A 25344-nucleotide genomic window follows, 5' to 3' on the forward strand; every position below is an offset into this window, starting at 1 on the left:
GTTAAAGTCCTCCTAAAGTTGGCTGTGGTTCAGTTTTTGTACGAGTTGGTTTTGTATTTAATAAAGTAAAAATAGAAATGCATGTAAAAATAAAGACGGCTGCACCCATTATTAAATAAGTGTTACGGAAGCCAACATCATCATAAAGTAGACCTGCAATTGGCGATAAAATAGATGCCCCGATTTGTGAGGCAAATTGGAAGCCTACTAAATAAAGGATAGATGATAAACGTGTATCAAAATTAGCTGCTAAATATTTAAAAATAGCAATGAGCATAATAGGTAACTCAAAGGCATGGATAAGCTTCATTCCAGAAATACCAATTGGTCCGTCCACCATACCAGAACCAATAATACGGAAAGCCATTAAATAGCCTGCTAATATTAAGCTTTTCTTTGCCCCAAGCTTGTTGACAATAAATGGGGCAGCAAACATCATGCCTGCCTCTAAAAATACTTGGAACGAGTTTAAGTAGCCGAATACTTGATTACCTAAAGCTTCATTAGAGAATAATGATGAGTAATAAATCGGGAATTGCTGATCATAAACACTATAAATACAAGTTACGCCAATGATATAGAGCATGAAGAACCAAAAGTCCTTTAGCTTAAATAAGTTGCCTACATCTTTAAAAGTGATGGATTCTGCTTTTTCTATTTCATCGTGGGACATCTCAATTTTAATAGAGAAAATAATACCCACTAGAATAAGGGCTGACACACTAGCAATCCAGAAGTTAATGTTTGGATTAATATTGAATAATTGCCCTGCAAAGAATGTAGCTGCTGCCCATCCTAATGAGCCCCACATTCTTGATTTGCCATATTCAAAGTCATATTTACGTCCCACTTTTTCAATATAGGATTCGATAGCACCAATTCCTGCTAGAAAAGCCATTCCTAAATAAAGCCCACCGACGATAGCACCAAGTAACACATTGTATTGTAATAAAGGACCATAAACGAAAATGTAAAAAGGGCCAACAAAGACAAGTAACAGGCTAATGAAGAATAGGATATTTTTCTTTAAGCCAATCTTATCGGAAATATAGCCATAGAGTGGTTGCATACATAAAGCAAAGATCGCATTGATTGAAAAAATAATGCCTGTTGCAGAGCCACTTAAATTGATTTCTTGCCCTAACCAAATGGAAAACAATGAATAACTAGATGACCAAGTAAAGAAGAAAAAGAAAAAATAAGCACTGAGCTTCCAATAGAGGTTTTTTGATGTTTGCATAAAGTACACTCCTTTGAATTGTTTTATATTTTAAAAATTTAGTTTTTTATAAAAATTGTAATCGCTTGCAAGATTATTGTATGTCAACCGGTTTCATATGTCAATCGGTTGACATAAAAATAGAATGGAGAATATCATCTCAAGAGTTATCGTCAAGCATTACAAATTCATCTATAATAGAGTGAAATAACTGTACTGAAAAGGAGGCACGCTATGAAGCCGAAAATTAGTGATGTGGCAAAAGTGGCAGGTGTATCACCGACAACCGTCTCACGTGTTTTAAATAACCGTGGCTATATTAGCCAAGAAACAAGAGACAATGTGGAGCGTGCCATGAAAAAGCTGAATTATTTTCCAAATGATGTGGCTCGTTCATTATTTAATAAACGTACCAATTTAATTGGCATTATTGTGCCACAAACGAGCAATCCGTTTTTTGGTGAGCTAACTTTCCATATTGAAAGTATTTGTGCCTCATTGCACTATAAAGTATTGCTTTGTAATAGCTTAAATAGGGTAGATAAAGAGAAAAGTTATTGGGAAATGCTAATGCGTAATCAGGTGGATGGTGTCATCGCTGTAACTTATAATCGTGGTTTAGTTAATGCTCATGAAAAGCCATTACCGATTGTGACAATTGACCATTATTTGTCTCCAACGATCCCAGTCGTTTCTTCTGATAATTATGCTGGTGGTGTACAAGCTACAGAGTTATTGATAGCGAAAGGGTGTCAGCATATTCTTCATATTAACGGTCCATTAAAGCTCGAAACACCTGCCAATTTAAGACGTAAAGGCTATGAGACTGTAATGCAGGAGCATGGACGAACAGCGATTACATATGAAATAGCAAATGCACTGAATCGAGGCGAGCAACAAAAGGTCATTGCCCAGCTTTTTCGAGAGCATCCACAAGTTGATGGTATTTTTGCTAGTGATGATTTAATTGCAGCTACTTTAATAGCAGAGGCACAAAAGTATGGCAAGCATATCCCAAAAGATTTAAAAGTGATTGGCTATGATGGCACCGAAACCTGCCAAACATTATTGCCAAGCCTAACGACGATACGTCAGCCGATTGAATTAATTGCACAAAAGGCTGTGGAGGTTTTATTGAAGGAAATTGAAGGGGATTATGAACAAGAGGAAATGGATATTTGTTTACCTGTGCAATTAATTGAGGGAACAACAACATAAAGAAATGTGCAAAACTGTGTTCTAACTTTCATCATTTTACTTACACTGATTATAGGTAGAGATGAAGGGGGAATAGAGACAGTGAAAAAAATAAGCATAATAGCACTGTTGCTCTTTGGAGTATATGTGTTTTGTATGTATAGCTATATAGTGAGCAATAGCAGTATAATTCCACAAGCATTACAAGGAACAGCGGCAGATCCTGTGATGTTTATGTCTGGTAGGGAGCTTTACTTAAGTGAGGAATATTCAAAAATACGCAATTTTTTATTTTTTATTGCTACACCATTGGAATGGCTTCTTTACTTTTTAATACTTGTTATGGGGGTATCACGTTATTTTGAAAAGGTAGCAACAGCTCAATCGAAATGGCGATTAGTACAAAATGCAGGCTATTTATTTTTCCTGTCAGGCTTCCTGTATATTATATTGTTACCGTTCAATTATTATCGCTACTCACTTAGTAAAAGCTATGGGATTAGTACACAAACATTGTCATCATGGCTACGGGATGGTTTGGTTGATTTTGCTGTCAGCTTTGTGACGATGTTTATTATTATAACGGTGTTATATTGGCTAATCCGTAAAAGTGCAAAGCGTTGGTGGCTGTATGCTTGGTTATTGACGATTCCAATGACGCTTTTTGCGACGTTTATTCAGCCTGTAGTTATTGCGCCATTATACAATGATTTTTACCCGTTGCAAAATAAGGAGCTAGAGACGAAAATTTTAGAGTTTGCTGGACAGGCACATATACCAGCTACACATGTCTATGAAGTCAATATGGCAGAGAAAACGAATGCTTTAAATGCCTATGTGACGGGCATTGGCAGTAACGCTAGAATTGTGCTATGGGACACAACCTTGAATCGTTTATTGGAGGATGAAGTGCTATTTATTATGGCACACGAGATGGGACATTATGTGGAAAAACATATTTATTGGGGTATAGCAAGTTATTTAGCCTTAGCGCTTGTAGGATTTTGGCTAACAGCGAAAGCGATGTCATGGCTGATTGCGCGCTATGGGCGCTTGTTACACATTGATAAAGTAAGTGATGTTCGTTCATTCCCACTTTTTTTACTAATACTATCAATGTTGCTATTTCTGTCGAGCCCATTGTCAAATTATGTGTCAAGGTATCAGGAGATAAGAGCAGATGATTATGCTATTGCTCTCACAAAGGATAAGCAAGCAGCCGTGTCTGCCTTTCAAAAGTTGACAATTGCTGGTTTGAGTGAGGTCAATCCACCGACACTTGTGAAATGGTTCCGCTATACACATCCAACAATGCTAGAAAGAATTCAAAAAGTAGATGAAGAAGAGTCTAAATGATTTCAACTTGATTCAGTGGGTGTCCAAACATCCGCTGAATCAAGTTCGAACAATACAGGGTGTTAAATTCACTAAATTATCGAAGGAATCGAATTGATTTTTTATACTTTTAATTAAAGTGCCATTTTTCGAGAAAACAGCTTGGTAGTGCCATATGCAACAGCTGCTGCAATCACTGCAACGATTGTAGCAGCTACATAATTTGGCTCTGCTGTTACAATCACAGCCTCTGTTCCAACTGCAACCGTTGTTGGATCAAATGTTGGTGTGTAGAACAATGTAAGTAGGATGCCTGAGCTGATTTGTATAATAAAGTAGGCAGCTATGAACACACCGATATATAACATAAATTTCTTCAAATGAATCCCTCCTTCTTATTCCATACGAATGAAAAAGAGTAAAGTTTCGTCATTTTTTACAATCCATTATAAACATTGAAGCGTCCTGTGCCATAAATATTTTTTCACCATGGTAAAAGGTTTCAGAGTGGCAATGGTGATAGCCGACTTTTGTTAAGAGGGAAGCTAATTCCTTTTGCTCAAAGCCGTTGTGAACCATGTCTGATACGACTTTTTCATTTTTATCAAAATCGACAATGAGGAGGTGCCCACCTTCATTTAACATGTCATAAAGCTTTGACAATACAAATTCCGTATTCTCAATATGCAGCAATACTTGTGCCATAAAAATATAGTCAACACGTAGCTTGTTTGTGCTTACATTTTCAATATCAATACAGTGGGTAGAGGCATTTTGAAGATTGAATTTTTCAATTTTCTTCTGTATTTCATCTACCATATTTTGCGCGGCATCCACAAAAAGCACAGATTGAAAATCATTGAGTAACTGCATACCAACAAGTCCTGTACCACAGCCAAAATCGATAGCTGTTTTATTTGTAGCATCCACTAACTGCTCACGAATTGCATTGGCCGCTATTCGTGCAATAGCCATTCTTTCATCTGTATCATAGCTGCCAGCTATTCTTTCAAAAATATCGAGGTTTCCCATTGGATAAGCTCCTTTACTGAAAAAATTATGTTATTGTAGTCAAGAGAGTTTGGTGTTACTAGTATAATTCAAATGCTCTCTGGAATGGAAAGGATTGAATCGATTGAATACACAGTCTAAAAAAATACATAGTAAGAAGTTATGGTTTGTATTGATTTTAGGGTCACTGACCGCATTTGGTCCACTGTCACTCGATATGTATTTACCAGCATTGCCATTAGTTGCAACAGATTTAGCAACGTCAGCATCGCTTGTGCAAATGAGTCTTACCGCTTGTTTATTAGGGCTAGCACTTGGACAATTGCTTTTCGGACCATTAAGCGATATTCATGGTCGACGACGCCCGTTACTTTTTACATTGCTTATCTATGCATTCGCCTCTTTGTTATGCGCATTTAGCACATCAATATGGATATTTATTGTATTGCGCTTTATTCAAGGATTTGCAGGAGCAGCAGGGCTAGTGATTGCACGAGCCTCGGCAAGGGATATGTATTCAGGTAAAGAGCTAACGAAATTTGTGGCACTGCTATCATTAGTGAATGGAGCAGCACCAATATTAGCACCTATTTTTGGTGGTGCTGTGTTACGCTTTGTCGCATGGCCTGCTGTCTTCATTATTTTAAGTGTCATAGGTGTTGTCATGTTTTTAGCAGTTGCCTTTACATTGACAGAAACATTACCGAAAGAGAGGCGGGCAGAGGGGGGAATGCTTGCAACTGTTAAAACATTTCATCTGCTGTTAAAGGACCGTGTTTTCATGGGAATTGCACTATCACAGGCACTAATTTCCATGAGTATGTTTGCCTATATCGCAGGCTCTCCTTTCGTATTGCAAAATATTTATGGTGCAACACCGCAGCAGTTTTCCTTTATTTTTGCCGCAAATGGTATTGGAATTATCATCGCAGCACAAGTAACAGGAAGACTAGCTAATCGTATGGAGGAAAAGAAGTTGCTGCTTTATGGCATTATGATGTCATTTAGCGGAGCATTGTTATTGCTGTTAACGATTTTGCTGCAAGGTCCAATTTGGCTTGTATTAATCGCTTTATTTTTTGTCGTTTCGAGCGTTGGTATTGTGGGGACAACCGCATTTTCATTAGCGATGGAAAGACAAGGAAGGGCAGCAGGAAGTGCCTCTGCATTTTTAGGTATTTTGCCATTTGGTGGTGGGGCGCTCGTTTCACCATTAGTCGGTATTGCTGGTGATTTCACAGCCGTTCCGATGGGAATTACGATATTTGCCTGCAGCTCGTTAGCTGTAATTATTTATAGTTTGATTGCAAAAAGCTGAAGGATGTCCTTCAGCTTTCTTCATTTTCGATGAATTGCTGGATTGCTTTTATCACGATATCAGGGTTTTCCAAATGAATTGAATGCTGGCAGCTTGTTTGAATTTGCGTTGTTTTTGCAGTGAGCTGACTTAATAAGCTTTGATGCTCTACCCATGTTGAATCTGTATTATTAGAAGATAAAACAATAATAGGTAAATCAGCCTTTAAAGCTGGAGCAGTTACAACTTGCATCGCGGATAGCTCACTATATAAAAATTCATTGTATAAATAAAAATATACAGTGTAGGACGATTAGGCTTAGGAAAAGGTTACTAGAAAGGGGGGGATTTGTTAGCAAGCTACAATAAGAAAAAATAGCTGTAAAGGATTGCTCCACAGCTATCTTTTCGTTAATTTGGCAATGTAAAGCTCACTGTTGTTCCTTCATTCAGCTTACTTGTGATAGAGAGACCTTTACCGTAGAGACGTTGAAGTCGCTGTTCGGTATTGAGTAAGCCAATACCTCTTTGTTCACTTGGACTAATGTTAAATAGGCTTTGTACTTGCCCCTCACTCATACCTACACCATCATCTATAATGGAAATTTCAGTTCCAAGCTCCTTGCTATGAATACGGATTGTGACAGTTCCTCCTGAAACTTTTTCAAGTATCCCATGATTGATCGCATTTTCTACAAGGGTTTGTAGCACTAACGGGGGAATCATGACGCTATCCTCTAAATCATCAGCATCCCATACTATGTGTAAGCGGTCCTCAAAACGTGTTTGTTCAATGTATAAATACGATTTAAGTAGCTCAAGCTCAGATGAGATTGGAATTGTTTGATGTACGTTTTTGAGTTGGAAGCTACTTTGCAAGTAATAGCTAAATTGATCAAGCAATGTCAGCATTTTTTGGAAATCTATTTCACTAAGTGAAATGATGGCATTAATCGTATTTAATATAAAATGAGGGCGAAGCTGAGCTTGAAGCCAAGCAGCCTCCACACCAAGTCGATCACGAATCGATGCTTGCAATGCGGTTAAAGCATGTACACGTGCACGGAGTTCTAATGCTTCAACAGGCTTTGTTACATAATCGTTAGCCCCGGCCACAAATCCAGCATAAATATCCTCTACATTGCTACGTGCTGTAAGTAAAATAATTGGCAGCTCAGATAGAGCATAATGTTCACGAATTGCATGTGTTAGTTCATAACCAGACATATTTGGCATCATGACATCAGAAATGACTAGATCCCACTTTTCTTTTTTTAATTGATATAATGCTTCATGTCCACTTGTAACAGTTGTCATTTCATAGTTTTCTTTTGATAATACATTGACAAGTATTTTTAAATTGACTGCATCATCATCGACAATTAGTATTTTGGGTTTATTTACAAGAAAACCTTCAGTTGTTGAGCTACTTTGCATTGGTGTATGTGATAAAAAACTATTGTCCGCTGTAGTGAGATATTTCGCATCCATTGTTGGCGTCAGAGTTAAATTTGTTTCTTCCTGTAATGTGTCGTCTGCTAAAGGCAATGTAAATGTAAAGATAGAGCCTTGTCCAACAATAGAAGAAACGCTAATTGTGCCATTCTGCATGTGTACAAGCTGCTGGCAAATATTCAAGCCTAAACCAAGCCCACCACCGATTGATGTCATGCTTGAATCGCCCTGCTCATATGGAGAAAATATAACAGGCAGTAACTCTGGTTGAATACCGATACCTGTATCTTTTACATGAATATGCGCGATGTCATCTTTCGTTTCTGCTTCGATGGTAATACTACCTTCATGTGTATATTTAATAGCATTATGCAATAAATTAAACAAAATTTGAATGAGGCGGTTGCTATCAGCTGCTACATTTGGGAAATCATTTGCAATGTGCACATCAATTCGAACATTTTTCTGCTCGATTAGCACATTTAACATATCGACAACACCAACAACAGTTGCTTGCAAATTAACAGCTTTTTTATTCAATTGAATACGATGCTCTTTTAAACGTGTAATATCCAACAAGTCATCTAATGTTCGCGCCATATGACGAGCAATTGTTAGCTGTAGCTTTAAATCTTCCATAAACTCATTATTTAATGGTGCTTTCGCATTTTGCAGTATGGATTGTGTAATATTGATAATACCGTGCAAAGGATTGCGTAATTCATGTGACGTATTCGCTAAAAAATTATCTTTTTGTTTCATTTCTTTTTGGAGCTGTGTTGCTAGCTGTTCATTTGACTTATTTAAAACAGAAAGATGCTCGTTTTGCTGATGAATTTTTCGAATGGAATGTGCAAAATCCCTACTTAACACAACAACGTGAATCATAATATAGAGGCCAATAGCTGGGAGCATAATTTCCACTCCATCGTACCAATTATTTCCGATTGCATAATCGTTAAAGAAGGCAAAAAATATTAAAAAAGTGCCTATCGCATTAACTTTTGCAATATAGTTATTTCGACGAATACTGCGATATACGACATAAAGTAAATAGAAAAAAGTAGGAATCGTTAATGTGAACACTTTGAAAAATAAATCTTGGAAAAAGACTGGCTGTGTAAAAGAAATTATAATAATTAGGCTTAAATGGATTACTACTAAAAAATACATCACTTTTTTTGAAAATTCTTGCTCATGCCATTTCCATAGTAGCATTACATAAAACATAGATGTAGCGGTTGTTAAAATATACTCCAGCTGTGTCCCTGTTTCCCAAGAAATGAAGGGGAATAAAATTGTATAGTAAAAGGGAACTGCAAATAATGAGCGGATGGCGATAAGAGCTGTAAATAGTGCAAAGATAAATATAGTTGTTCCACGACTATAAAAAGCAAGTAGCAACATAAACAGGCTGATAATAAAAATAGCACCAATTAAGAAAAGGTTTATCATTAAATCTATAGAAACTGTTCGTGACAATGCAGCCACTTCGCCAATATAAATAGGGTTTTCAAAGCCTCCGCGAATATGCGCAAAGCTTGATAGCTGAAGTGTTAATTGTACTTCAGTAGAATCTGGCATAAAATAACCAGCTTTCGGCGCCATTTCTGCTTGATGTGTAATCGAATTTGTTCCAACAGTCCCATTTGATAATAATTCAATGTTATTCACAAAAAGTGTATAGGCACTGTACTCGTAAGGAATATAAATAGCAAGTGATTGACCGATATATCGTTCTGGAATCTTAATCGTTGTTGTGTAAGTGCCGAATGTATTCACATCACCTGTTTGATTAAGAAAAGAACTAGGGATGGAGACAGTTGTTCCTTTTCTTCCATTCACTTCATTTGGCATAAGTAAAGCTTGCTCAAAAAACGTCCAATTGCCATTCAAGTTTGTATAAAACGTATCACTTTCAACTTTGCTAATATCTATAATTGTAGTTTCACTAGCAAACGCCTTCTCTCCTAAAACAAATAAACTTAAAAAAGAGAGTATAAAAAAATAAAAAGATTTCAAATTCAATCCAAGCACCTCTAGTCATCACACATATTTACTAGCGTTAAGTTTACTATGAAGGGGATTGAAAAAGATATTAAATATTTGCTAAATGTGATATGTACCATGTAGGTACGGGATTATTCATATGATCAAACCACGACAGCACATTTTTTGCTTGGTTTTTCATGGTTATTACTTCCTTTTCACCAAATGGAATCGCCCAGTAGATAGAGGAAAGCATATTGCTTGAAATATAAAATGCTAGCAGTTTGAAAAATTCAATCGGTGGTTTGCCATCAAAGTAGCCATTGAGCTGACCTGTCGCAAAATGAGGACTAGCTTCCGCACTCCACACAATGCGATTAAATTCCTCCCATGGATCACCAAAATCATAGCGATTGAAATCGATGATTGATAAAGTGTTATGAGGCGAAATTATCATATTCCCAACATGATAATCTCCATGATGAAGACACTGGGGTCTGTCAGATAGCAAGTAGCGATTATTTTCGATATAATGCATGATTTGTTCATCACCATCTAATTTAATAGGGCACGCCTTATATTTTTCAATTTTATAATTTGTTTTGCGATTGAAGCGGATTTCCCAATCTTCTTGATTTAGCGGGGCAGAAATGGAATGAATAAGCTTGAGCATCTGTCCAGAGCTTACACCAAGCTCGTACTGCTCGATTTCGGTTAACTGTGACAAAACATCTCCAGCATCCTGTCCCTCACACCAAGTAAAAAGTGAATAAACACTTTCACCATTATGACAAATGCCAAAATCAAGTGGCTGTGACATTGTGACACCTAATGCTGCAACTTGTTTCATTATCTCAAATTCAGCTTTTTTCTTGTCGTATTCGGAAATACTCGCAATACGCAGCAATCTTTTTTCATTTTCAGTTGTTTCAATATAATATTTTTGGTCAGTTGACCAGCCTTTGTTGATGAGCTCAATTTTTTTGAATGTGTTGTAGTCTTTGATGGATTGCATGTGACACCTGCTCTTTCATAGAGGTTATTTTGATAAGAAGAATATTTTATGGTGAAATGTAGAGATTTTGTCAGTAAATCAATTTTACTCGTTGCTTAATTTTTGTCAAATAAGCAAATGTTATTAACAGCAGTATAGTACGTAGTCACATATGAAAAAACAGCCATCTATTCTGGAATATTTCAAAATAGGTCGCTGTTTGTTGTACTTGCTAGTTAAGCTGCGTTTATTTTATATTAGATTTATTTAAATCTGTAATGCATTTTTGAGGTATAATTTTAAGGCTCCTATTTGCCCTTCTGTAACATTTATGATAAAAGTGGCAATTATACTAAGATGCTGCTTTGGAGAAAATTCTCCTGTGTCTACTTCTTTTTTAGTTATGTTAAAATTTTGTACGATGAATAGAAACAAAAAGATGCAATCTGTAATAACAGAATGCACCTTTTCATATTCTATAGGGTTTAGCATTATGTTAGCAATAAAGCCCTTTACAAACGATTAAGTATTGGCAGCTCTTCTTTTGAAATCTGATTCATTTTACAAAAATGTTGAAGAAACTGTTGTGCTAGCTCTTGTTCCTTTGGATCACTTTTTAATGAAACGATTTCAAATAAAATTTGAGCCATCCATAAATTATCAAAATAACGGTATTTGCCTGTGTTCCATGACATTTTTTTTGGAGACTTTTCAGCTACATAATATCCCCATGAGAGCAACTGGTCAGATTCTTGTTCTGTCAGTTGGAGTCTGTATTTTGAATGCGCTGGAACAGTGCCATCTTCACAAAGCTTACCAAAGAAATCTTCTTTTACCATATAGACACCTAAAATACGTCTATCTTTTTCGGGCATTTTGGCATCTAGCGCTGTTAGCAAAACAGCACTATTTTGATGTAAACGGCTTGGCTTGTTTGGTTTCCCTTTATTGTTTCCACTTTTAATGACACCGGAAAAAACTTTCCACTCTAAAAAGGCGTTGTGCTGCTCTTCAGTGTCGCACCAAAAAACCATTTGTGATTCCAAATGAAGCTTATGGGATTTCATGAGCTTTTCATGTTCTAAGCGAAGCTCTTGATTTTTTCGTTGTAATTTGAGTTCTTCTTCTTTTTTCCACTCATCCTCCCTTTGTTTCATTTCTCTCGTTTCTATAATTTTATGGAGTAAATTAGCATCAGCTTGATCATGTAACTTTAAATGCTTGTCAAATGCATCTGGGAAAATAAATTTTTTATTTTCTGATGCGAAATGTATTTCAACGCTTGAATCATTGTGTTTAATGACACTCCCAGTGCCAAAAAGTTTGTGTGTAACTTTCTTATTAATTAGATTCATTATTCTAGCCCTCCTTGTGTATTTGAGTTCTTCCTTTCGTTCAAAAAGATATTAAAAAAACGTATTCAAATTCTATCTGTAAAAAGGGTCAGCAGAATTCAAATACGTTTCAAAAAATCATTCTAAAACTATTATAACATTTATTAATGGATTTACAAATTTATTATTGACAAAATATTTGAAGGAGAGGTAAAATGAAATTTTGTTCTTTGTATAGTGTTGGGTTAGCTATGAAGTAAGGGTTTAATATCAGCATTTTAAAAGCTTAATTAAATGAAAAAATACATAATTTTCACATTCACTGAGTAGATGATTTGTAGAGAAGGAGGCTGGGACAAAAAGAAAAAATGTTAGACCGATTGTATTTTGGTCTAACATTTTTTTGATTTAGGAAGGAACGCTCTACTCATTGAAGCGAAAAAGTTAGTATCTGTTTTCGCTATTTTTCAAAATAATCGAGTTCTGTCCCAGCCTCTCTTTTTAAAATAAGCTGTACAACAACCTCCACATGCGCAGTCTGCGGAAACATATCAACAGGCTGCAAATACGCCACATCATAAATCTTTGATAACTGCTGTAAGTCCTTTGCCAATGTAGATGGATTACAAGATGTGTAGACAAGGCGCTTCGGCTTAATTTTTAAAACGGATTCGATAAATTTTCTGTCTAAGCCTGTGCGTGGTGGGTCTACTGTAATGACGTCAGGTATAAATTTTTCACGATGCCAGCGGGCAAGTAAGTCCTCAGCTTTACCTGTATAGTAGCGGGCATTTTGGAAGCCATGATTGCGAGCATTGTTTTTTGCGTCCCCAACACTTTCAGGCACAACGTCCATCCCACGTACTTCCTTTGCATCACGCGCTAGCCATAAGCCGATTGTGCCAACACCACAGTAGGCATCAACAACGGCTTCCTTGCCTGTTAGTGCCGCCGCTTTTTTGATTTCATTATATAAATGCACCGTTTGCTCAGGATTGAGCTGGAAAAACGCACGTGAAGATAAATCGAAGGCAAGCTCACCAAGCTCTTCATGAATCGTTTCTTTGCCATCTAATACAATCGTTTCATCACCGAAAATAAGCGATGTTTTCTCACGATTAATATTTTGCGTAATCGACACGATGGCAGGGTCAATTTTTTTTATGCGCTCAATTAATTCTGCTTTATGCGGCAATTCCTTGCGTGTTGTTACTAAGCATATTTGTGTTTCACCTGTACGGATGCCTGTACGTACGACGATTGTACGCACTAAGCCATTTAATGTTTTACCATCGTAAATTGTAATGTTCAGCTTTTGTAAAATTTTACGTGTAGCAACTGTAATTTTTGATGTGATAGGGTGCTGTACTAAGCAATCGTTAATATTTAAAAGTCTGTTTGAGCCTTCTGCAAATAGTCCTGCATAGACGCGCTTGCCTTCCTTGCGTACTTGAAATTGGCTTTTGTTGCGGTAATGCCACGGGTTGTCCATACCGAGTGTTGGACGAACTTCAGCGTTTGCTGCGATTTCTGGCACATATTTTTCTAAGGCTTGGATAACGATATCGCGCTTATTTTTTAGCTGTGCCTCATATGTCATATGTTGAAGCTGGCAGCCGCCGCATTCATCATAAACAGGGCATGGGGCTTCTTGTCGATCCGCACTTGCTTTACGGATAGCTAAAATTTCAGCCTCTGCGAAATTGCGCTGTAGCTTTGTTATTTTTACGGTTACTTCTTCTCCAGGTAGAGCACCTTTTACGAAAACGACATTGCGCTTAAAAAAGCCCACACCTTCACCATTAATGCCAAGTCGCTTAATTGTTAAAGGGAATTTTTGCCCAAGTGCCATTGTTGGTTGATTCATTTTTTCACGTCCTTATACAAGTTCATCCCACCATTATAGCGTATGGTGGGATGAAAAAAAAGATTAAGGTAGTGTGATACCTTCATATTCGAGAACGAGGTCATCTAATGATTTAAATGTATAGCCTTGTTTCTTCGCATCTTGAATAAATTTTGGCAGTGCCTCTGCATTATCCTGTGCAACCGTATGCATTAAAATAACTGCACCTGGGTGAAGCTGCTGCATCAAGGCATCGTAGGCATATTTGTAGCCGCGACGTTCATCTTTCAGCCAATCTTTAAAGGCAACAGACCAGAAAATATGGCGATAACCGTTATCATTTCCGACTTTTAACAGTCGTTCATTAAATACTCCCTCAGGTGGTCGAGCATAATAAGTACGTTCAATTCCTGTGAGCTCCTTCAGTTTGTTATCGAATCGTTGCCATTCATTTACCATTTCACTGTCGGACAGTCGTGCCATATTTGGATGGTCGTAAGAGTGATTACCAATTGTATGACCATCTGCTACCATACGCTTTACTAAATCCGTTGCGCTTGTTAAGTAATGTCCTGTTAAAAAAAATGTTGCAGGGACATTTTCTGTCGCTAATGTGTCTAAAATACTTTCAGTGAAACCATTTTCGTAGCCGTTATCGAAGCTTAAATAAGCAATTTTTTCATCAGGCTTTCCTTTATAAATGGCTCCATATTTGCTAAGCAGTGTATCAAGCTCAGCGCCAGCCTGTGCGGGCTCGTTGTTAGTGGAACGTTTAAAGCCCCAATGATACTCAGCAGCTTGGGCAGTTGAATGGGATGTGAGCATAAATGTACCAAGTACTGTACAAATCAATAGTACGCCTAAAAAATGATGCTTCCACATAGTTGTGCAAATCCTCCTTTTTTGAGTAGGTTGCACAAAAACTTAAGACTTATACAAATCACGTAATGCTTCTTCAAGTGTAGGGAATTGGAAAGTAAATCCTGCTGCAAGAAGCTTTTCTGGTACGACATGCTGACCTTCTAAAACGAGCACGCTTTTTTCACCAAGTGCTAGCTGAAGTGCAAAGTTTGGGACTGGGAGCCAATGTGGTCGGTTTAATATACGACTAACCGTTTTACCAAAGCTTTTCATACGTTCAGCATGCGGTGCAGCAAAATTAATTGCGCCTTCTAGTGAAGGTGTTTCAATGGCATATAAAATTGCACGTGCTACATCATGTATGTGAATCCAGGATAACCATTGCTTGCCAGAGCCAACCGTTCCGCCCACAAACATTTTGTAAGGTAGAGTGATAAGCGGTAGTGCACCAGCATCTGTGTCTAATATAACACCGAAGCGAGCTAAGCATGTACGAATGCCTAATTCTTTCGCACGTAATGCTTTTTGCTCCCAATCAGCTACCGTTTTTCCTAAAAAGTCATTTGCACGTTGTGTTGATGTTTCATTATATGTAGCGGTTGTAGAAATCGGATAAATGCCAACAGCACTCGCATTAACGATAACCTGTGGTGGAGTGCTAAGCTGTGTCACAATGCGCAGCATTTCCTCAGTAGCCGTCATGCGACTATTGTAAATTGCCTCTTTTTGCTCAGATGTCCAACGCCTATCATTTAATGAAACGCCAGCTAAATTAACGAATGCGTCAATACCATCAAGTTGTTCGAGTGGCAATGTGCCATGTAACCATTGTACATAACGTGCATTTTGTGGCTGTCCACGTGTTAAAATAATCGGTTCATGCCCTTGCTCTCGCAATAAATTTGTGAGTGCACGTCCAACTAAGCCTGTGCCACCTGCAATTGCAATTTTCATTGTTATCGCCTCCTCTTCATCGTTAATATAGTATTCGTGAAAGCATGCCAAAAAACCTGTATACTAAAAGTAATTTGTATAAGAAAGGGAGGAAGGCATGTTTGTTATTACGAAAATTGGGCGTCAAAAAAACAATCCAGAGCGTTATAATATTTATTTAAATGAAGAATATGCCTTTGCTGTAGACGAAGGAACGCTCATTCAATTTGGATTGACGAAAGGCAAAGCGCTTGAGCAATTTGATATAGATGAAATTACGTATGAGGATGAAATTGCCAAAGCATTTAACAAAGCATTGCATTTTTTAAGCTTCCAAATGCGCAGTGAATATGAGGTAAGAAAAAAGCTGTTGGATGCAGGGCATGGCGAGGCTGTCGTTTTAGAGGCAGTTCGTAAGCTAGAGCGCTTAGGCTTTTTAAATGATGCAACATATTCAAAGGCTTTACTTGAAACGAAAAAGAGGACAGCAAGCAAAGGGCCGCGTGCGATTAAGCAGGATTTAATGAAAAAGGGCATAGATAAAAATTTGCAGGAGCAAGTTTTGCAAACATTTACGCATGAGGAGCAGGTGCAAATTGCCTTGCAGCTAGCAGAAAAGGAAGTACGTGGCGGCAAAGGGCGAACACCCTCACAAATTAAACAAAAAATTCAAGATGTACTTGTGCGCAAAGGATATTCGTTTACAATTGTACAAGAAGTGCTTGATCAAATGACAATTGAGCGACAAGATGATGAATGGCAAAATTTAATTGAAGTGCAAGGCGATAAAATTTGGCATAAATATGCGGCAAAGCATACTGGTCGCGAGCTACATATGAAAGTGAAGCAGGCACTTTATCAAAAGGGCTTTCCAGTTGAAGTCATTAATAGCTATATCAATCATAAGGAGTCTGAGGAATAATGGAAAAAAACTATGCAGCAATGACAGAGCAGGAGCTGCGAACAGAAATTGCGACGCTAAGAGAAAAGGCTCGTAAGGCGGAGCAGCTCGGTATTATGAATGAGTTTGCAGTATATGATCGAAAAGCGATTATGGCTGCCTCTTATTTAGTTGATTTAGATAAAATTGTACTCGGTGAAATGTATCGCATTGATGGTGCACCAGGGGAGTTTTTTAAAGTAGATCGCTTGAAGGGACGCTTTGCCTGGGGGCATCGTTTAGGAAGCGAGCGTTATGAGGAAGCGATACCTGTCGCAATGTTATTACCAATGAAGGTGGGGAAATAATATGGAGCAGCATATCGAAAAATTAACGGAGCAATTGCTAGAAAAAAATCCAGCTTTGTCAAAGGGACGTGCACGTACTTGGGTTGAATTGCTATGGAGTGATTTTGAAGCAACTTCTGCCAAAGCTGGCTATGCGTTTCGTGGAGCGGATTATACAGCAAACCTTGTGAAGCAATTAATTGATAGCTACGGTGATAAGCTACATGAGTTTGCAGCTAAAAATCCAAAGTACGCACATTTATTAAATAATAGTGACGATATCGTACAATAAAGAGATAAATAACCAGTTGAGAATAAACATAGCTTCTCAACTGGTTATTTTTTAGCAATTGAGGTAAATGCTCTTTTTGATTGTGCTACCGCCTTTTCGCGGGCATTTTTGGAATAGTGGTATAAGCGTAGAATTTAAAGTATTGAGAAATTGTTAGAGCGTTGTTCGTTTAATTGTATGACCATCAAACTCTTCTTCTAATTGCTGAACGAACTCTGAGGGCTTCATATTTAATGCACTTGCCAATAAAAAGATGGTAGTAATCGTTGGTTGCTTTATATTTCTTTCTAGCATGCTAATATATGTTCGGTCAAGGCTGCTTCTTGCGGCTAATTCCTCCTGTGAGAGCTTCATAGCTAGACGTAACCTCTTTAAGACGGTACCAATTGTAATATTATCAATTTTAATCAAGAGAAAAAATCCCCTTTTTTAAGTTAATTACAATAGTATGGAACAGTGTAGTCTACATACTATAGTCTACAAAGAAGATGCGAATGGAAATTTAAATACCTATCGTTGCAAAAATATAGTAGAATTTATTTTGTAGACTATAGTCTAAATATGATACATGAAATGAATAATTTGGATATATTACTGAATGGATTACCTAAAAAAATGGTGAAATTAACCTAAAATATATCGAGGTATTGAGCTGTGCTGAGTGAGCTATATATATTTATTCATTTTAAGCAAATGGGGGAGCATTGTTGGTATATAAAGCAATAATACAAAAACAGTTGTTTTATTTTTTTATATTATTCATATTTGTGCTACTACCTGTACCATCTACCTATGCAGAGGAGCAGCCAAATCAGGCAGTACATATTATTGAGACAACTGTAATAGAGCATACATATAATAGCTTACTGAAAAAAGATAGTTGGCTGTCTTTTTCTTCACAAATGGCAGCGTCACCTATTAAAGAAAGATCTTACACAGCAACATATTTGAATTATGCAGCAGGCATTTTTTATGGTTTTTTGCTTGCTATAGCTATTTATCATTTATTGCTGTATTTTTCACTGAAGGAAAAAGTGTATTTATATTATGTGTTATTTATAGCATGCTTTATGCTTTATCAAGCAAGACAGTTAGAAATATTTATCTACCTTTTCTTTATATTTCAAGTGCTATTTGCTATTCAGCTTCTTGCATTACAAAAGCATGCAGCGCATTTCTATCGCTTAGCTAAAGGGCTAATAGTCGTTATAGTATTGACATTTTTATTGTCAAATATGATAAGAATACATGATGCTATAGCTATTGTACCCATTCTGTTTTTATTGTTAAGCGGTGTAGTTATTTTGCTAAAAAATCAGCTAGTAGCTCGTTTTTATGTAGCAGGGTATAGCGTTGTAGTTATTATTCAGCTATTTTGGGGATATGAGGCATTCATGATAGGTTTTCCTTTGCTTGCATTATTTTTGGCTTTCGCTTTAGGGGAAAGGATAAATTTCAGAAAAAGAGATTATCAAAAAATACAATATATGTTGAGTGAAGAGATAGAAGGGATTGTTCAACAGCGAACTGAGCAATTAGAAAAAAAGAAGCGGGAACTAGAAAAGCTAGCGAATACAGACCGTTTGACACAAATATCAAATCGCGTACAAATAGAGAAATTATTGGAGGGGAATTTTCAGCTTGCACAGCAACAACATATTCCGTTTTCGATTATTTTGCTAGATATTGATGATTTCAAGGCTGTCAATGATGAATTTGGTCATCAGGTTGGCGATATAACGCTTAAGGAAGTAGCAAAAATTTTGAGAAATGCGATGACAGGGCAAAATACAGTTGGCAGATGGGGTGGAGAGGAATTTTTAATATTATGTCCTCAAACAACATTGAGTGAAGCCGTTATCATAGCTGAGAGGTTGAGGGAGCAATTGGCTAGCTATTCATTTCCTGTTGTTAAACAAAAGACAGGGAGCTTTGGGGTAGCAAGCTATATGGAGAACGATAGTCTCGATTCATTATTATTAAGGTCTGATAAAGCATTATACCAAGCTAAAAAATGTGGGCGAAACTGTGTAGAATTTATCATGGTTCAAAGGGAGCCTGCCACCTCCACAGGTAGTGGGAGAAATGTTTAAATTACATTTTCCAAACATCTGTTGAGAGATAGGAGCCGTCATGTGATGGACCTACATCATGTTGTTCAATTGGAAATTGCGAGGGGGAGACCTATGCAGCCAGTTAACTTTGAGTGAAACATATAAAAATTTAATTTGTTGATTAATTCAATATAGAATATACTTATGAGAAATTTAAAGGTGCTTAGATAGGAGGGAGAATACTGTTGACATATATAATGGCAAGAAAAAATAAATTGCTGCTTTTTGGGATTATTTTTATTATTGCATATATGCAGCTCCCTGCTTTATCTGCCTCTGCTACAGAGAGGTCAGAAAAAATAATTTTAGGAAAGTACTATGATATTTTAAGAGATAAATCTAATAGTATTACAATAGAAGAAATTATAAGTGGCAGGCATGATAAGGAATTTGAGCAGAGTGAACACGATTATCTATTATTTTGGCATACGACAGATACAATCTGGTTAAGACTCTCAGTGCAAGATTTATTATTAGATAAACAAGAATATTGGATAGAAGCAATTGATAAATTGGATAGTATTGAAATGTTTGTAGTACAGCAGGATGGCTCGTATACAAAACAGCAAAGAGGTTTATCCCATATTGATCAACAAAATATACCGCATCGCTCTAATTTATTTCAAGTTTATGCGCCTAATATTACTGAAATATATTTTAAGCTAGAGGGTACGCAATTATTACCACTTAGCATGGTTTCATTTCTTTATACGGCAGATGATTTTACAAAAAGCGCAATGGATTATAAGTTTTTCATAGGCATTTTTTATGGCTTTTTACTAGCATTGCTTATTTATAATTTGTTTTTATATTTTTCCTTTAAGGAAAAGGCTTATTTATATTATGTGCTATATATCACTAGCTTTATCTTTTATCAAGCAACGATGAATTCGCTAGATGTAGAGGTTTTTGGGCACATTTTACCGAAGTGGCTGTTGGCAAAAACATTAACGATAGCTGCTTATGCTCTTCTTGTTTTCATGCTGTTATTTTCAATCGAGTTTTTGGAATTGAAAAAGTATGTGCCAAGCAGCTACAAAATGGCAAAAGTATTTTTAGTTATTGCCCTACTGTCATTTGTTGCTATATTTGTTGTACCGAGTGCAAGCATTATAAATAATTTTACGCTTATTTATATGCTCATTATTTTAATATTTTTGTGGGGAGTCAGCTTGCGCGTTTTACGCAAAGGGCAAAAAATGGCGCGCTTTTATATTGTTGGTTGGACGGTGCTGTTAGGTACGATAATTGTACAAGCATTAAGCTTTTTAACAATACTGCCATTCCATCCTTATTTTTTTGAACATGTGCCTGCATTAGGCGCCATGTTTGAGGCTACATTTTTATCGTTAGCATTAGGTGATAAAATTAATTTAATTAAAAAAGAGCATCAAGAAATACAAAATGTTTTGAATGAGACGTTGGAGCACAAAGTTAGGCAGCGTACACAACAATTAGAAAAGGCGAAGCAAGAGCTTGAACAGCTGGCAAACACAGATAGGTTGACGCAAATCTCAAATCGCGTTAAATTGGATAGCGTTTTAGAGAAATATTTTGCAACAGCAAAACAATCTGATGAGCCATTTTCAATTATTTTATTAGATATCGATAATTTTAAAGAAGTAAACGATACCTATGGCCATCAAGTAGGGGATCAAGTGCTAATAGAATTTGCTCAAGTATTGAAAAATGCGATACGTGAGCAAGATATCGTCGGTAGATGGGGGGGAGAGGAGTTTTTAATTATTTGTCCTCACACAAGTCTGCATGATACATTGCAATTAGCGGAAGTGTTGAGAGTACAAGTGGCCAATTCTACTTTCTCTATCACAGAGCAAAGAACGAGCAGCTTTGGTGTCACAAGCTATGTGCAAGGCGATACACTAAATACTTTATTAACGAGAGCCGATAATGCATTGTACAAAGCAAAAGAGCACGGAAAAAATCGAGTTGAATATATAGCGGCTAGTCGGAGTTAACAGCTCTCCAGTTGATTGAATTCATTATCCCTCATGAGTAGGTTTGCGTCATGAGGGATATATTCATTTAATTTCCTGAGTATATGCTATGTGCAAGCTTTAAAGGGTTATGCTCTTTTAAATAGTGTTCTTCTGCTGGCCAGTATCTATTTTTATATGTGTTCAATCGCTGTTCTAAATTCCCCAAATATTTATCACGCTGTAATGCACGCTCATGCCTTATTTCTTTTGTACAGTTTAAAAAAATGATGTAATCATAAAACCTTCTCCATTCCTCACGCAATAAAAATATGCCTTCAATAATCACGATGCAATGAGGGGGGATAGGAATGGCTTTATTTATTGAGCTATCTGTTTCTCTGTTGTAAAAAGGTAACCATAATTGTCTGTCATTAGCATGTAGCTTTTTGAATAAATTTTCCTTTAAATAGTTGATATCCCATTGGAGCTGATAGTATTCATACCATTCAGCATGCTGTGTGTGATAGCGCAGCTTTCTTTCCACAATATGATCATCAATATGAATAATGACCACATCTTTTTCCTTTTCAAATTGCTGTACAATTGTCGTTTTACCAGAGCCACTTAATCCATCAATTGCCACAATAAAAGGTCTATCAAGAGAATGTTTTTTATAAGCCTCTTTCATATTTTGCATTATTGAGTGATTCATACCTTATGTTGTGACCTCCTTTTCCTTCAATATAAAGATAACATAAAAATGAGGACAGAGAAAAAGGACTGTAGGTATAATTTCTATACATACAATCCTTTCATTTGATTTAACAGCAACAAGGGTATCAGTTCAAGCCTCTGATGAAATTGCTTTTTCATTCCGTCCATATAAGAAATAATAGAAAATACATGCTGCAATAATAACGAATACCATAGAGAGGAAAATGTTGCTATAGCCGATTACTGGTACAAAGAACCCTAAAATAAATGGTCCAACGCCTAGCCCGGTATCATATAAAATAAAGTAAGTCGATGTGGCAAGACCTAAGCGCTCATGGGGATATGCTTCCTTGTATAAAATGTCAATAGGAAAAGGCTGTGTAGAAAGTGATACTCTACTCACTTTCTACACAGCCTTATTTAATCACTTGTCCCAATTTGCAATTTTCTTTGAAGCTTATCCTCTGTAAAAATCCAGCCTGTATAGGAGGTAACAATTTCTAAATCGTCATTTAAATGTGCTACTGCGACAAATGGATAGCGATTGTTGCTACGATAGCGTAAGTCAATTAAACGTACCTCTGTTAAGCCGTTCTCTAGCTCAGAGATTTCCCATCGATAGAGCGGTGAGAAGGAAACGAAGGCTTGTAAATTTGAATCGCTTAAAGCTTTTTCTACGAGTGGTGTTTTTGGCAATGGATGAATTTCAAATTTATCATAAATGTTTACTGTACGACCATACGCTTTCCCTACGTAATAGTGCGTTTTTGAAGCGGCAGCTACACGCCAATTGAAAAAGCGCATCGTTGGAGCAACGATAACATATTCCTCATCCTGAATCGTTGCATGTACCGCTTTTTTGACTGCTTTCTGTACAAAGAAACGCAGTATATAATATAAAACAATGATGAAATACATGATGCTAAATGTGATGACAGGGTTGGCACCGAATGCCCAAAGCAACAGTCCAATGCAATGAATTGTAAAAATAAATGGGTCAAACGTGTTGATAACGCCTAATGCTACCCATTGTTTAGAAAATGGACGAAGCGCTTGTGTGCCATATGCATTAAAAATATCAACGAAAACATGGAGAAAGACAGCTAGCTGTACCCAAAGCCATAAGTGCAAAGTGTTGGCATCTTGGAAAATTAGCGATAAAATAGCCGTTATGAGAAGTGGCCATAATAAAGTTGCGGGAATAGAGTGAGTAATTCCACGGTGGTGACGTATATAAATAGCGTTATTACGCATTTTTAACACTGTATCAATATCAGGTGCTTGCGAGCCGATAATCGTTCCCGCCATGACAGCAGTAAATGTGATGGAATGATTTGCAACAATAGGGTCAGCTAAAGCTAGGCCGCCGAGTGCAATACCCATAACTAAATGTGTACCAGAATCCAAATTACATCATCTCCTATCAATTACGTCTCGGCATAATAACGTCAAGATTGTGAGTATAATTGACAATCCTTGACATCCGCCGGGGGCTTAGTTTGAATCAATACAGATTCAAATTAAAGGGCATCTTGTTACTTCTATCATATACCCTTTTTCACTGAAAGAAAATCTAAAACAAGCGGAGGAAACTGTGAATTACAAATATACGCAACAATTTCGACAAGCTTTAGTCGAATGGTTTAATCGAGAAAAAAGAGACTTACCTTGGCGACAGACGACAGAGCCATATCATATATGGGTTTCTGAGGTAATGCTACAGCAAACGCGAGTAGATACTGTTATTCCTTACTACAATCGTTTTATTGAGCGCTTCCCAACAGCTGAAACATTAGCCTATGCACCAGAGCAGGAGCTATTAAAAATGTGGGAAGGCCTAGGCTATTATTCAAGAGCACGCAATTTACAGGCTGGTGTACGTGAAGTTGTTGAAACGTATAATAGTGTTGTACCTGATAATCGTGCAGATATTTCGAAATTAAAAGGTGTAGGACCTTATACAGCAGGAGCAATTTTAAGCATCGCATATGGCAAACCAGAGCATGCGGTTGACGGTAATGTAATGCGTGTTTTGAGTAGAGTGCTACATATTAAAGAGGATATCGCTTTACCAAAAACGCGCAAAGTGTTTGAGGAGGCAGTTGATTTTTTAATTGATCCAGAAAATGCCTCATCCTTTAATCAAGGATTAATGGAGCTAGGTGCACTAATTTGCACGCCAACATCTCCTAAATGCTTATTATGTCCAGTACGTGACTATTGTATAGCCTTTGAAGCAGGAGATGCGGCACAATTGCCAATTAAAACGAAAAAAATAAAAATGAAGCAGCTCGAATTGGATGTAGCTGTTATACAAAATACCGAGGGGCATTATTTATTAGAGCAGCGACCAGCGGAAGGATTGCTCGCAAATATGTGGCAATTTCCGATGGTGGAGCGTAATAAAGAAAGCATTGATGAAAAATATAATGTAGCAATAGAAGCAAAAAAGCCTTTAATGCAGTTCAAGCATGTGTTTTCACATTTAACATGGCATATTGATAGCTATTCTGCAACAGTAAAGGAAACAGGCGTTTTAGGTGAACATGTACAATGGTTTACAAAGGAGCAAATTGCTCAGTTACCAATGCCTGTTCCAATGCTAAAAATTTGGTCGCAGGTTGACGTATAAATCATTTTTTCGTGCGCACAATAATGAGCACGGAGGTGATTTAAAGATGAAACGCAATCGTCAAAACAATGAGCAGGGGAAAAACCAAAACCCAATGCAACGTGAGGAATTTGCTGTAGAGCCAGATTTCCGCGAAATGGAAAAAAGCAATCAATATGCTGGTAAACAGCAACCAAAGAAAAACTTCGATAACGAAAACAACGAAGAAACAAAATAGTTATAAAGGGATGGCGAAAAAGCAGAAATTTAACTGCTTTTTCACATCCCTTTTTCAATAAATTTGAGTTTTCACACTACACCTTTATGTGAACGATTGCTATAATAAAATATGAATGATACATTATTATAAATTATTGATTGATGGTGGACAAAAAAGGTGGGCTTTGATATGGCATTACCAGTAGAAGGAGAAACGATACAAATACATAGCTATAAACACAATGGTCGTATCCACCGTATCTGGCAAGAAACGATGGTGTTGAAAGGGACAAAGAACGTTATTATTGGCGCAAATGAAAAGACGCTCGTAACGGAATCGGATGGACGCACATGGCTGACAAGAGAGCCATCAATTTGTTACTTCCATGCCGAGCATTGGTTTAATATTATTTGTATGCTGCGCGAAGATGGTGTGTACTATTATTGCAATATGAGTTCACCATTTGTTTATGACAACAAATCCCTTAAATACATCGATTACGATTTAGATGTTAAGGTTTTCCCAGATATGTCATACACATTACTTGATGAGGACGAGTATGAGGAACATAAAAAGTTAATGGCCTATCCCGAAGTAATTGATAAAATTTTAAAGCGCAATGTAGCAAAACTAATCAGCTGGATTCAACAGCGCAGAGGTCCGTTTGCGCCAGATTTTATCGAAGTATGGACAAATCGCTATCATCTAAATCGCGAAATTCAAGGAGAAAAATAAGTCATAATGGAAGAGAAAGC

General features: G+C 37.0%; 25 protein-coding genes. 11 read left to right on the forward strand and 14 right to left on the reverse strand.

Going from position 1 to position 25344, the window contains the following annotated elements:
• Nucleotide 1 precedes the first annotated feature (1 nt).
• Nucleotides 2-1240 (reverse strand): MFS transporter, encoded by a 1239-nt coding sequence (locus R6U77_RS08975; RefSeq protein WP_319838220.1) that lies wholly within the window; start codon nucleotides 1238-1240, stop codon nucleotides 2-4.
• Between the two features lie 213 nt (nucleotides 1241-1453).
• Here R6U77_RS08975 and R6U77_RS08980 point away from each other — a divergent pair, with 213 nt between their 5' ends.
• Together R6U77_RS08980 and R6U77_RS08985 are read left to right on the forward strand one after the other, a co-directional pair.
• Nucleotides 1454-2437, forward strand: a complete 984-nt coding sequence (locus tag R6U77_RS08980) for a LacI family DNA-binding transcriptional regulator (protein WP_319838221.1) — start codon at nucleotides 1454-1456, stop codon at nucleotides 2435-2437.
• Nucleotides 2438-2572: 135 nt separating this feature from the next.
• Nucleotides 2573-3772 (forward strand): M48 family metallopeptidase, encoded by a 1200-nt coding sequence (locus R6U77_RS08985; protein WP_319838222.1) that lies wholly within the window; start codon nucleotides 2573-2575, stop codon nucleotides 3770-3772.
• Nucleotides 3773-3885: 113 nt separating this feature from the next.
• Here R6U77_RS08985 and R6U77_RS08990 read toward each other — a convergent pair whose 3' ends face one another.
• Entirely contained in the window at nucleotides 3886-4131 is a 246-nt protein-coding gene (locus tag R6U77_RS08990) for a hypothetical protein (RefSeq protein ID WP_293927427.1), read from the reverse strand.
• A gap of 49 nt (nucleotides 4132-4180) precedes the next feature.
• Nucleotides 4181-4783 carry a class I SAM-dependent methyltransferase gene (locus R6U77_RS08995; RefSeq protein WP_319838223.1) on the reverse strand — a complete coding sequence of 201 codons (603 nt, stop codon included), beginning with the start codon at nucleotides 4781-4783 and terminating at the stop codon, nucleotides 4181-4183.
• A gap of 94 nt (nucleotides 4784-4877) precedes the next feature.
• On the opposite strand from R6U77_RS08995, the gene R6U77_RS09000 reads away from it, so the two are divergent.
• On the forward strand, nucleotides 4878-6080 hold the full coding sequence (locus R6U77_RS09000; protein WP_319838224.1) for a multidrug effflux MFS transporter: 1203 nt from the start codon (nucleotides 4878-4880) through the stop codon (nucleotides 6078-6080).
• Nucleotides 6081-6090: 10 nt separating this feature from the next.
• Here R6U77_RS09000 and R6U77_RS09005 read toward each other — a convergent pair whose 3' ends face one another.
• The 7 genes from R6U77_RS09005 to R6U77_RS09035 all read right to left on the reverse strand — a co-directional run bounded on the left by R6U77_RS09005 (nucleotide 6091) and on the right by R6U77_RS09035 (nucleotide 15492).
• Nucleotides 6091-6312 carry a hypothetical protein gene (locus R6U77_RS09005; protein WP_319838225.1) on the reverse strand — a complete coding sequence of 74 codons (222 nt, stop codon included), beginning with the start codon at nucleotides 6310-6312 and terminating at the stop codon, nucleotides 6091-6093.
• Between the two features lie 158 nt (nucleotides 6313-6470).
• Nucleotides 6471-9542 carry a hybrid sensor histidine kinase/response regulator gene (locus R6U77_RS09010; protein WP_319838226.1) on the reverse strand — a complete coding sequence of 1024 codons (3072 nt, stop codon included), beginning with the start codon at nucleotides 9540-9542 and terminating at the stop codon, nucleotides 6471-6473.
• Nucleotides 9543-9612: 70 nt separating this feature from the next.
• Nucleotides 9613-10518, reverse strand: a complete 906-nt coding sequence (locus R6U77_RS09015; protein ID WP_319838227.1) for an aminoglycoside phosphotransferase family protein — start codon at nucleotides 10516-10518, stop codon at nucleotides 9613-9615.
• A 491-nt stretch (nucleotides 10519-11009) separates the two neighbouring features.
• The gene (locus R6U77_RS09020; RefSeq protein ID WP_319838228.1) at nucleotides 11010-11852 is read right to left on the reverse strand and encodes a malate synthase; all 843 of its coding nucleotides are present in this window, start codon (nucleotides 11850-11852) and stop codon (nucleotides 11010-11012) included.
• Nucleotides 11853-12291: 439 nt separating this feature from the next.
• A complete protein-coding gene (rlmD, locus tag R6U77_RS09025) occupies nucleotides 12292-13698 on the reverse strand; it encodes a 23S rRNA (uracil(1939)-C(5))-methyltransferase RlmD (protein WP_319838229.1) in 1407 nt (468 codons plus the stop codon).
• A gap of 63 nt (nucleotides 13699-13761) precedes the next feature.
• Nucleotides 13762-14502 carry a polysaccharide deacetylase family protein gene (locus R6U77_RS09030; RefSeq protein WP_406601103.1) on the reverse strand — a complete coding sequence of 247 codons (741 nt, stop codon included), beginning with the start codon at nucleotides 14500-14502 and terminating at the stop codon, nucleotides 13762-13764.
• A gap of 99 nt (nucleotides 14503-14601) precedes the next feature.
• A complete protein-coding gene (locus R6U77_RS09035) occupies nucleotides 14602-15492 on the reverse strand; it encodes a TIGR01777 family oxidoreductase (protein WP_319838231.1) in 891 nt (296 codons plus the stop codon).
• Between the two features lie 97 nt (nucleotides 15493-15589).
• Between R6U77_RS09035 and recX the strand changes: the two genes are divergently transcribed.
• From recX to R6U77_RS09050, 3 genes are read left to right on the forward strand one after another with little or no spacing between them, the layout of a single operon-like run.
• Nucleotides 15590-16393 (forward strand): recombination regulator RecX, encoded by an 804-nt coding sequence (gene recX / locus R6U77_RS09040; RefSeq protein WP_319838232.1) that lies wholly within the window; start codon nucleotides 15590-15592, stop codon nucleotides 16391-16393.
• Nucleotides 16393-16719 (forward strand): YfhH family protein, encoded by a 327-nt coding sequence (locus R6U77_RS09045; RefSeq protein WP_107840128.1) that lies wholly within the window; start codon nucleotides 16393-16395, stop codon nucleotides 16717-16719. The genes recX and R6U77_RS09045 overlap by 1 nt, the downstream gene beginning before the upstream one ends.
• 1 nt (nucleotide 16720) lies before the next feature.
• Nucleotides 16721-16990, forward strand: a complete 270-nt coding sequence (locus R6U77_RS09050) for a YfhJ family protein (RefSeq protein ID WP_293927400.1) — start codon at nucleotides 16721-16723, stop codon at nucleotides 16988-16990.
• A 153-nt stretch (nucleotides 16991-17143) separates the two neighbouring features.
• On the opposite strand, the gene R6U77_RS09055 is transcribed toward R6U77_RS09050, so the two are convergent.
• Nucleotides 17144-17401 (reverse strand): helix-turn-helix domain-containing protein, encoded by a 258-nt coding sequence (locus R6U77_RS09055; RefSeq protein WP_319838233.1) that lies wholly within the window; start codon nucleotides 17399-17401, stop codon nucleotides 17144-17146.
• 296 nt (nucleotides 17402-17697) lie between these two features.
• Between R6U77_RS09055 and R6U77_RS09060 the strand changes: the two genes are divergently transcribed.
• Complete coding sequence (locus R6U77_RS09060; protein WP_319838234.1) at nucleotides 17698-19083, forward strand: sensor domain-containing diguanylate cyclase; 1386 nt, start codon at nucleotides 17698-17700, stop codon at nucleotides 19081-19083.
• A 206-nt stretch (nucleotides 19084-19289) separates the two neighbouring features.
• A complete protein-coding gene (locus R6U77_RS09065) occupies nucleotides 19290-21083 on the forward strand; it encodes a sensor domain-containing diguanylate cyclase (RefSeq protein ID WP_319838235.1) in 1794 nt (597 codons plus the stop codon).
• A 67-nt stretch (nucleotides 21084-21150) separates the two neighbouring features.
• Here the strand turns inward: R6U77_RS09065 and R6U77_RS09070 are convergent, their stop codons facing one another.
• The 3 genes from R6U77_RS09070 to R6U77_RS09080 form a co-directional block, all read right to left on the reverse strand.
• Nucleotides 21151-21756, reverse strand: coding sequence for a kinase (locus R6U77_RS09070; RefSeq protein ID WP_319838236.1), 606 nt, complete (start codon nucleotides 21754-21756; stop codon nucleotides 21151-21153).
• Between the two features lie 132 nt (nucleotides 21757-21888).
• Nucleotides 21889-22161 (reverse strand): hypothetical protein, encoded by a 273-nt coding sequence (locus R6U77_RS09075; RefSeq protein ID WP_319838237.1) that lies wholly within the window; start codon nucleotides 22159-22161, stop codon nucleotides 21889-21891.
• 17 nt (nucleotides 22162-22178) lie between these two features.
• Nucleotides 22179-23165: a metal-dependent hydrolase gene (locus R6U77_RS09080; protein WP_293927385.1), complete on the reverse strand. Its 987-nt coding sequence runs from the start codon at nucleotides 23163-23165 to the stop codon at nucleotides 22179-22181.
• A 187-nt stretch (nucleotides 23166-23352) separates the two neighbouring features.
• Between R6U77_RS09080 and mutY the strand changes: the two genes are divergently transcribed.
• The 3 genes from mutY (at nucleotide 23353) to ntdP (ending at nucleotide 25324) form a co-directional block, all read left to right on the forward strand.
• Nucleotides 23353-24390 (forward strand): A/G-specific adenine glycosylase, encoded by a 1038-nt coding sequence (mutY, locus tag R6U77_RS09085; RefSeq protein ID WP_319838238.1) that lies wholly within the window; start codon nucleotides 23353-23355, stop codon nucleotides 24388-24390.
• A 46-nt stretch (nucleotides 24391-24436) separates the two neighbouring features.
• A complete protein-coding gene (locus R6U77_RS09090) occupies nucleotides 24437-24607 on the forward strand; it encodes a hypothetical protein (RefSeq protein WP_319838239.1) in 171 nt (56 codons plus the stop codon).
• A 171-nt stretch (nucleotides 24608-24778) separates the two neighbouring features.
• Nucleotides 24779-25324: a nucleoside tri-diphosphate phosphatase gene (gene ntdP / locus R6U77_RS09095; RefSeq protein ID WP_293927376.1), complete on the forward strand. Its 546-nt coding sequence runs from the start codon at nucleotides 24779-24781 to the stop codon at nucleotides 25322-25324.
• Nucleotides 25325-25344: the final 20 nt, after the last annotated feature.

Source organism: Lysinibacillus louembei (genome assembly GCF_033880585.1).
GTDB classification, from domain to species: Bacteria; Bacillota; Bacilli; order Bacillales_A; family Planococcaceae; genus Metasolibacillus; species Metasolibacillus louembei.

Excerpts from the sequence above, each read along its gene's own strand:
- R6U77_RS08975 (WP_319838220.1), bottom strand. The coding sequence starts at position 1,240 with ATGCAAACATCAAAAAACCTCTATTGGAAGCTCAGTGCTTATTTTTTC.
- R6U77_RS08980 (WP_319838221.1), top strand. The coding sequence starts at position 1,454 with ATGAAGCCGAAAATTAGTGATGTGGCAAAAGTGGCAGGTGTATCACCG.
- R6U77_RS08985 (WP_319838222.1), top strand. The coding sequence starts at position 2,573 with ATGTATAGCTATATAGTGAGCAATAGCAGTATAATTCCACAAGCATTA.
- R6U77_RS08995 (WP_319838223.1), bottom strand. The coding sequence starts at position 4,783 with ATGGGAAACCTCGATATTTTTGAAAGAATAGCTGGCAGCTATGATACA.
- R6U77_RS09005 (WP_319838225.1), bottom strand. The coding sequence starts at position 6,312 with ATGCAAGTTGTAACTGCTCCAGCTTTAAAGGCTGATTTACCTATTATT.
- R6U77_RS09015 (WP_319838227.1), bottom strand. The coding sequence starts at position 10,518 with ATGCAATCCATCAAAGACTACAACACATTCAAAAAAATTGAGCTCATC.
- R6U77_RS09020 (WP_319838228.1), bottom strand. The coding sequence starts at position 11,852 with ATGAATCTAATTAATAAGAAAGTTACACACAAACTTTTTGGCACTGGG.
- rlmD (WP_319838229.1), bottom strand. The coding sequence starts at position 13,698 with ATGAATCAACCAACAATGGCACTTGGGCAAAAATTCCCTTTAACAATT.
- R6U77_RS09030 (WP_406601103.1), bottom strand. The coding sequence starts at position 14,502 with ATGCTCACATCCCATTCAACTGCCCAAGCTGCTGAGTATCATTGGGGC.
- R6U77_RS09035 (WP_319838231.1), bottom strand. The coding sequence starts at position 15,492 with ATGAAAATTGCAATTGCAGGTGGCACAGGCTTAGTTGGACGTGCACTC.
- recX (WP_319838232.1), top strand. The coding sequence starts at position 15,590 with ATGTTTGTTATTACGAAAATTGGGCGTCAAAAAAACAATCCAGAGCGT.
- R6U77_RS09045 (WP_107840128.1), top strand. The coding sequence starts at position 16,393 with ATGGAAAAAAACTATGCAGCAATGACAGAGCAGGAGCTGCGAACAGAA.
- R6U77_RS09050 (WP_293927400.1), top strand. The coding sequence starts at position 16,721 with ATGGAGCAGCATATCGAAAAATTAACGGAGCAATTGCTAGAAAAAAAT.
- R6U77_RS09070 (WP_319838236.1), bottom strand. The coding sequence starts at position 21,756 with ATGAATCACTCAATAATGCAAAATATGAAAGAGGCTTATAAAAAACAT.
- R6U77_RS09090 (WP_319838239.1), top strand. The coding sequence starts at position 24,437 with ATGAAACGCAATCGTCAAAACAATGAGCAGGGGAAAAACCAAAACCCA.
- ntdP (WP_293927376.1), top strand. The coding sequence starts at position 24,779 with ATGGCATTACCAGTAGAAGGAGAAACGATACAAATACATAGCTATAAA.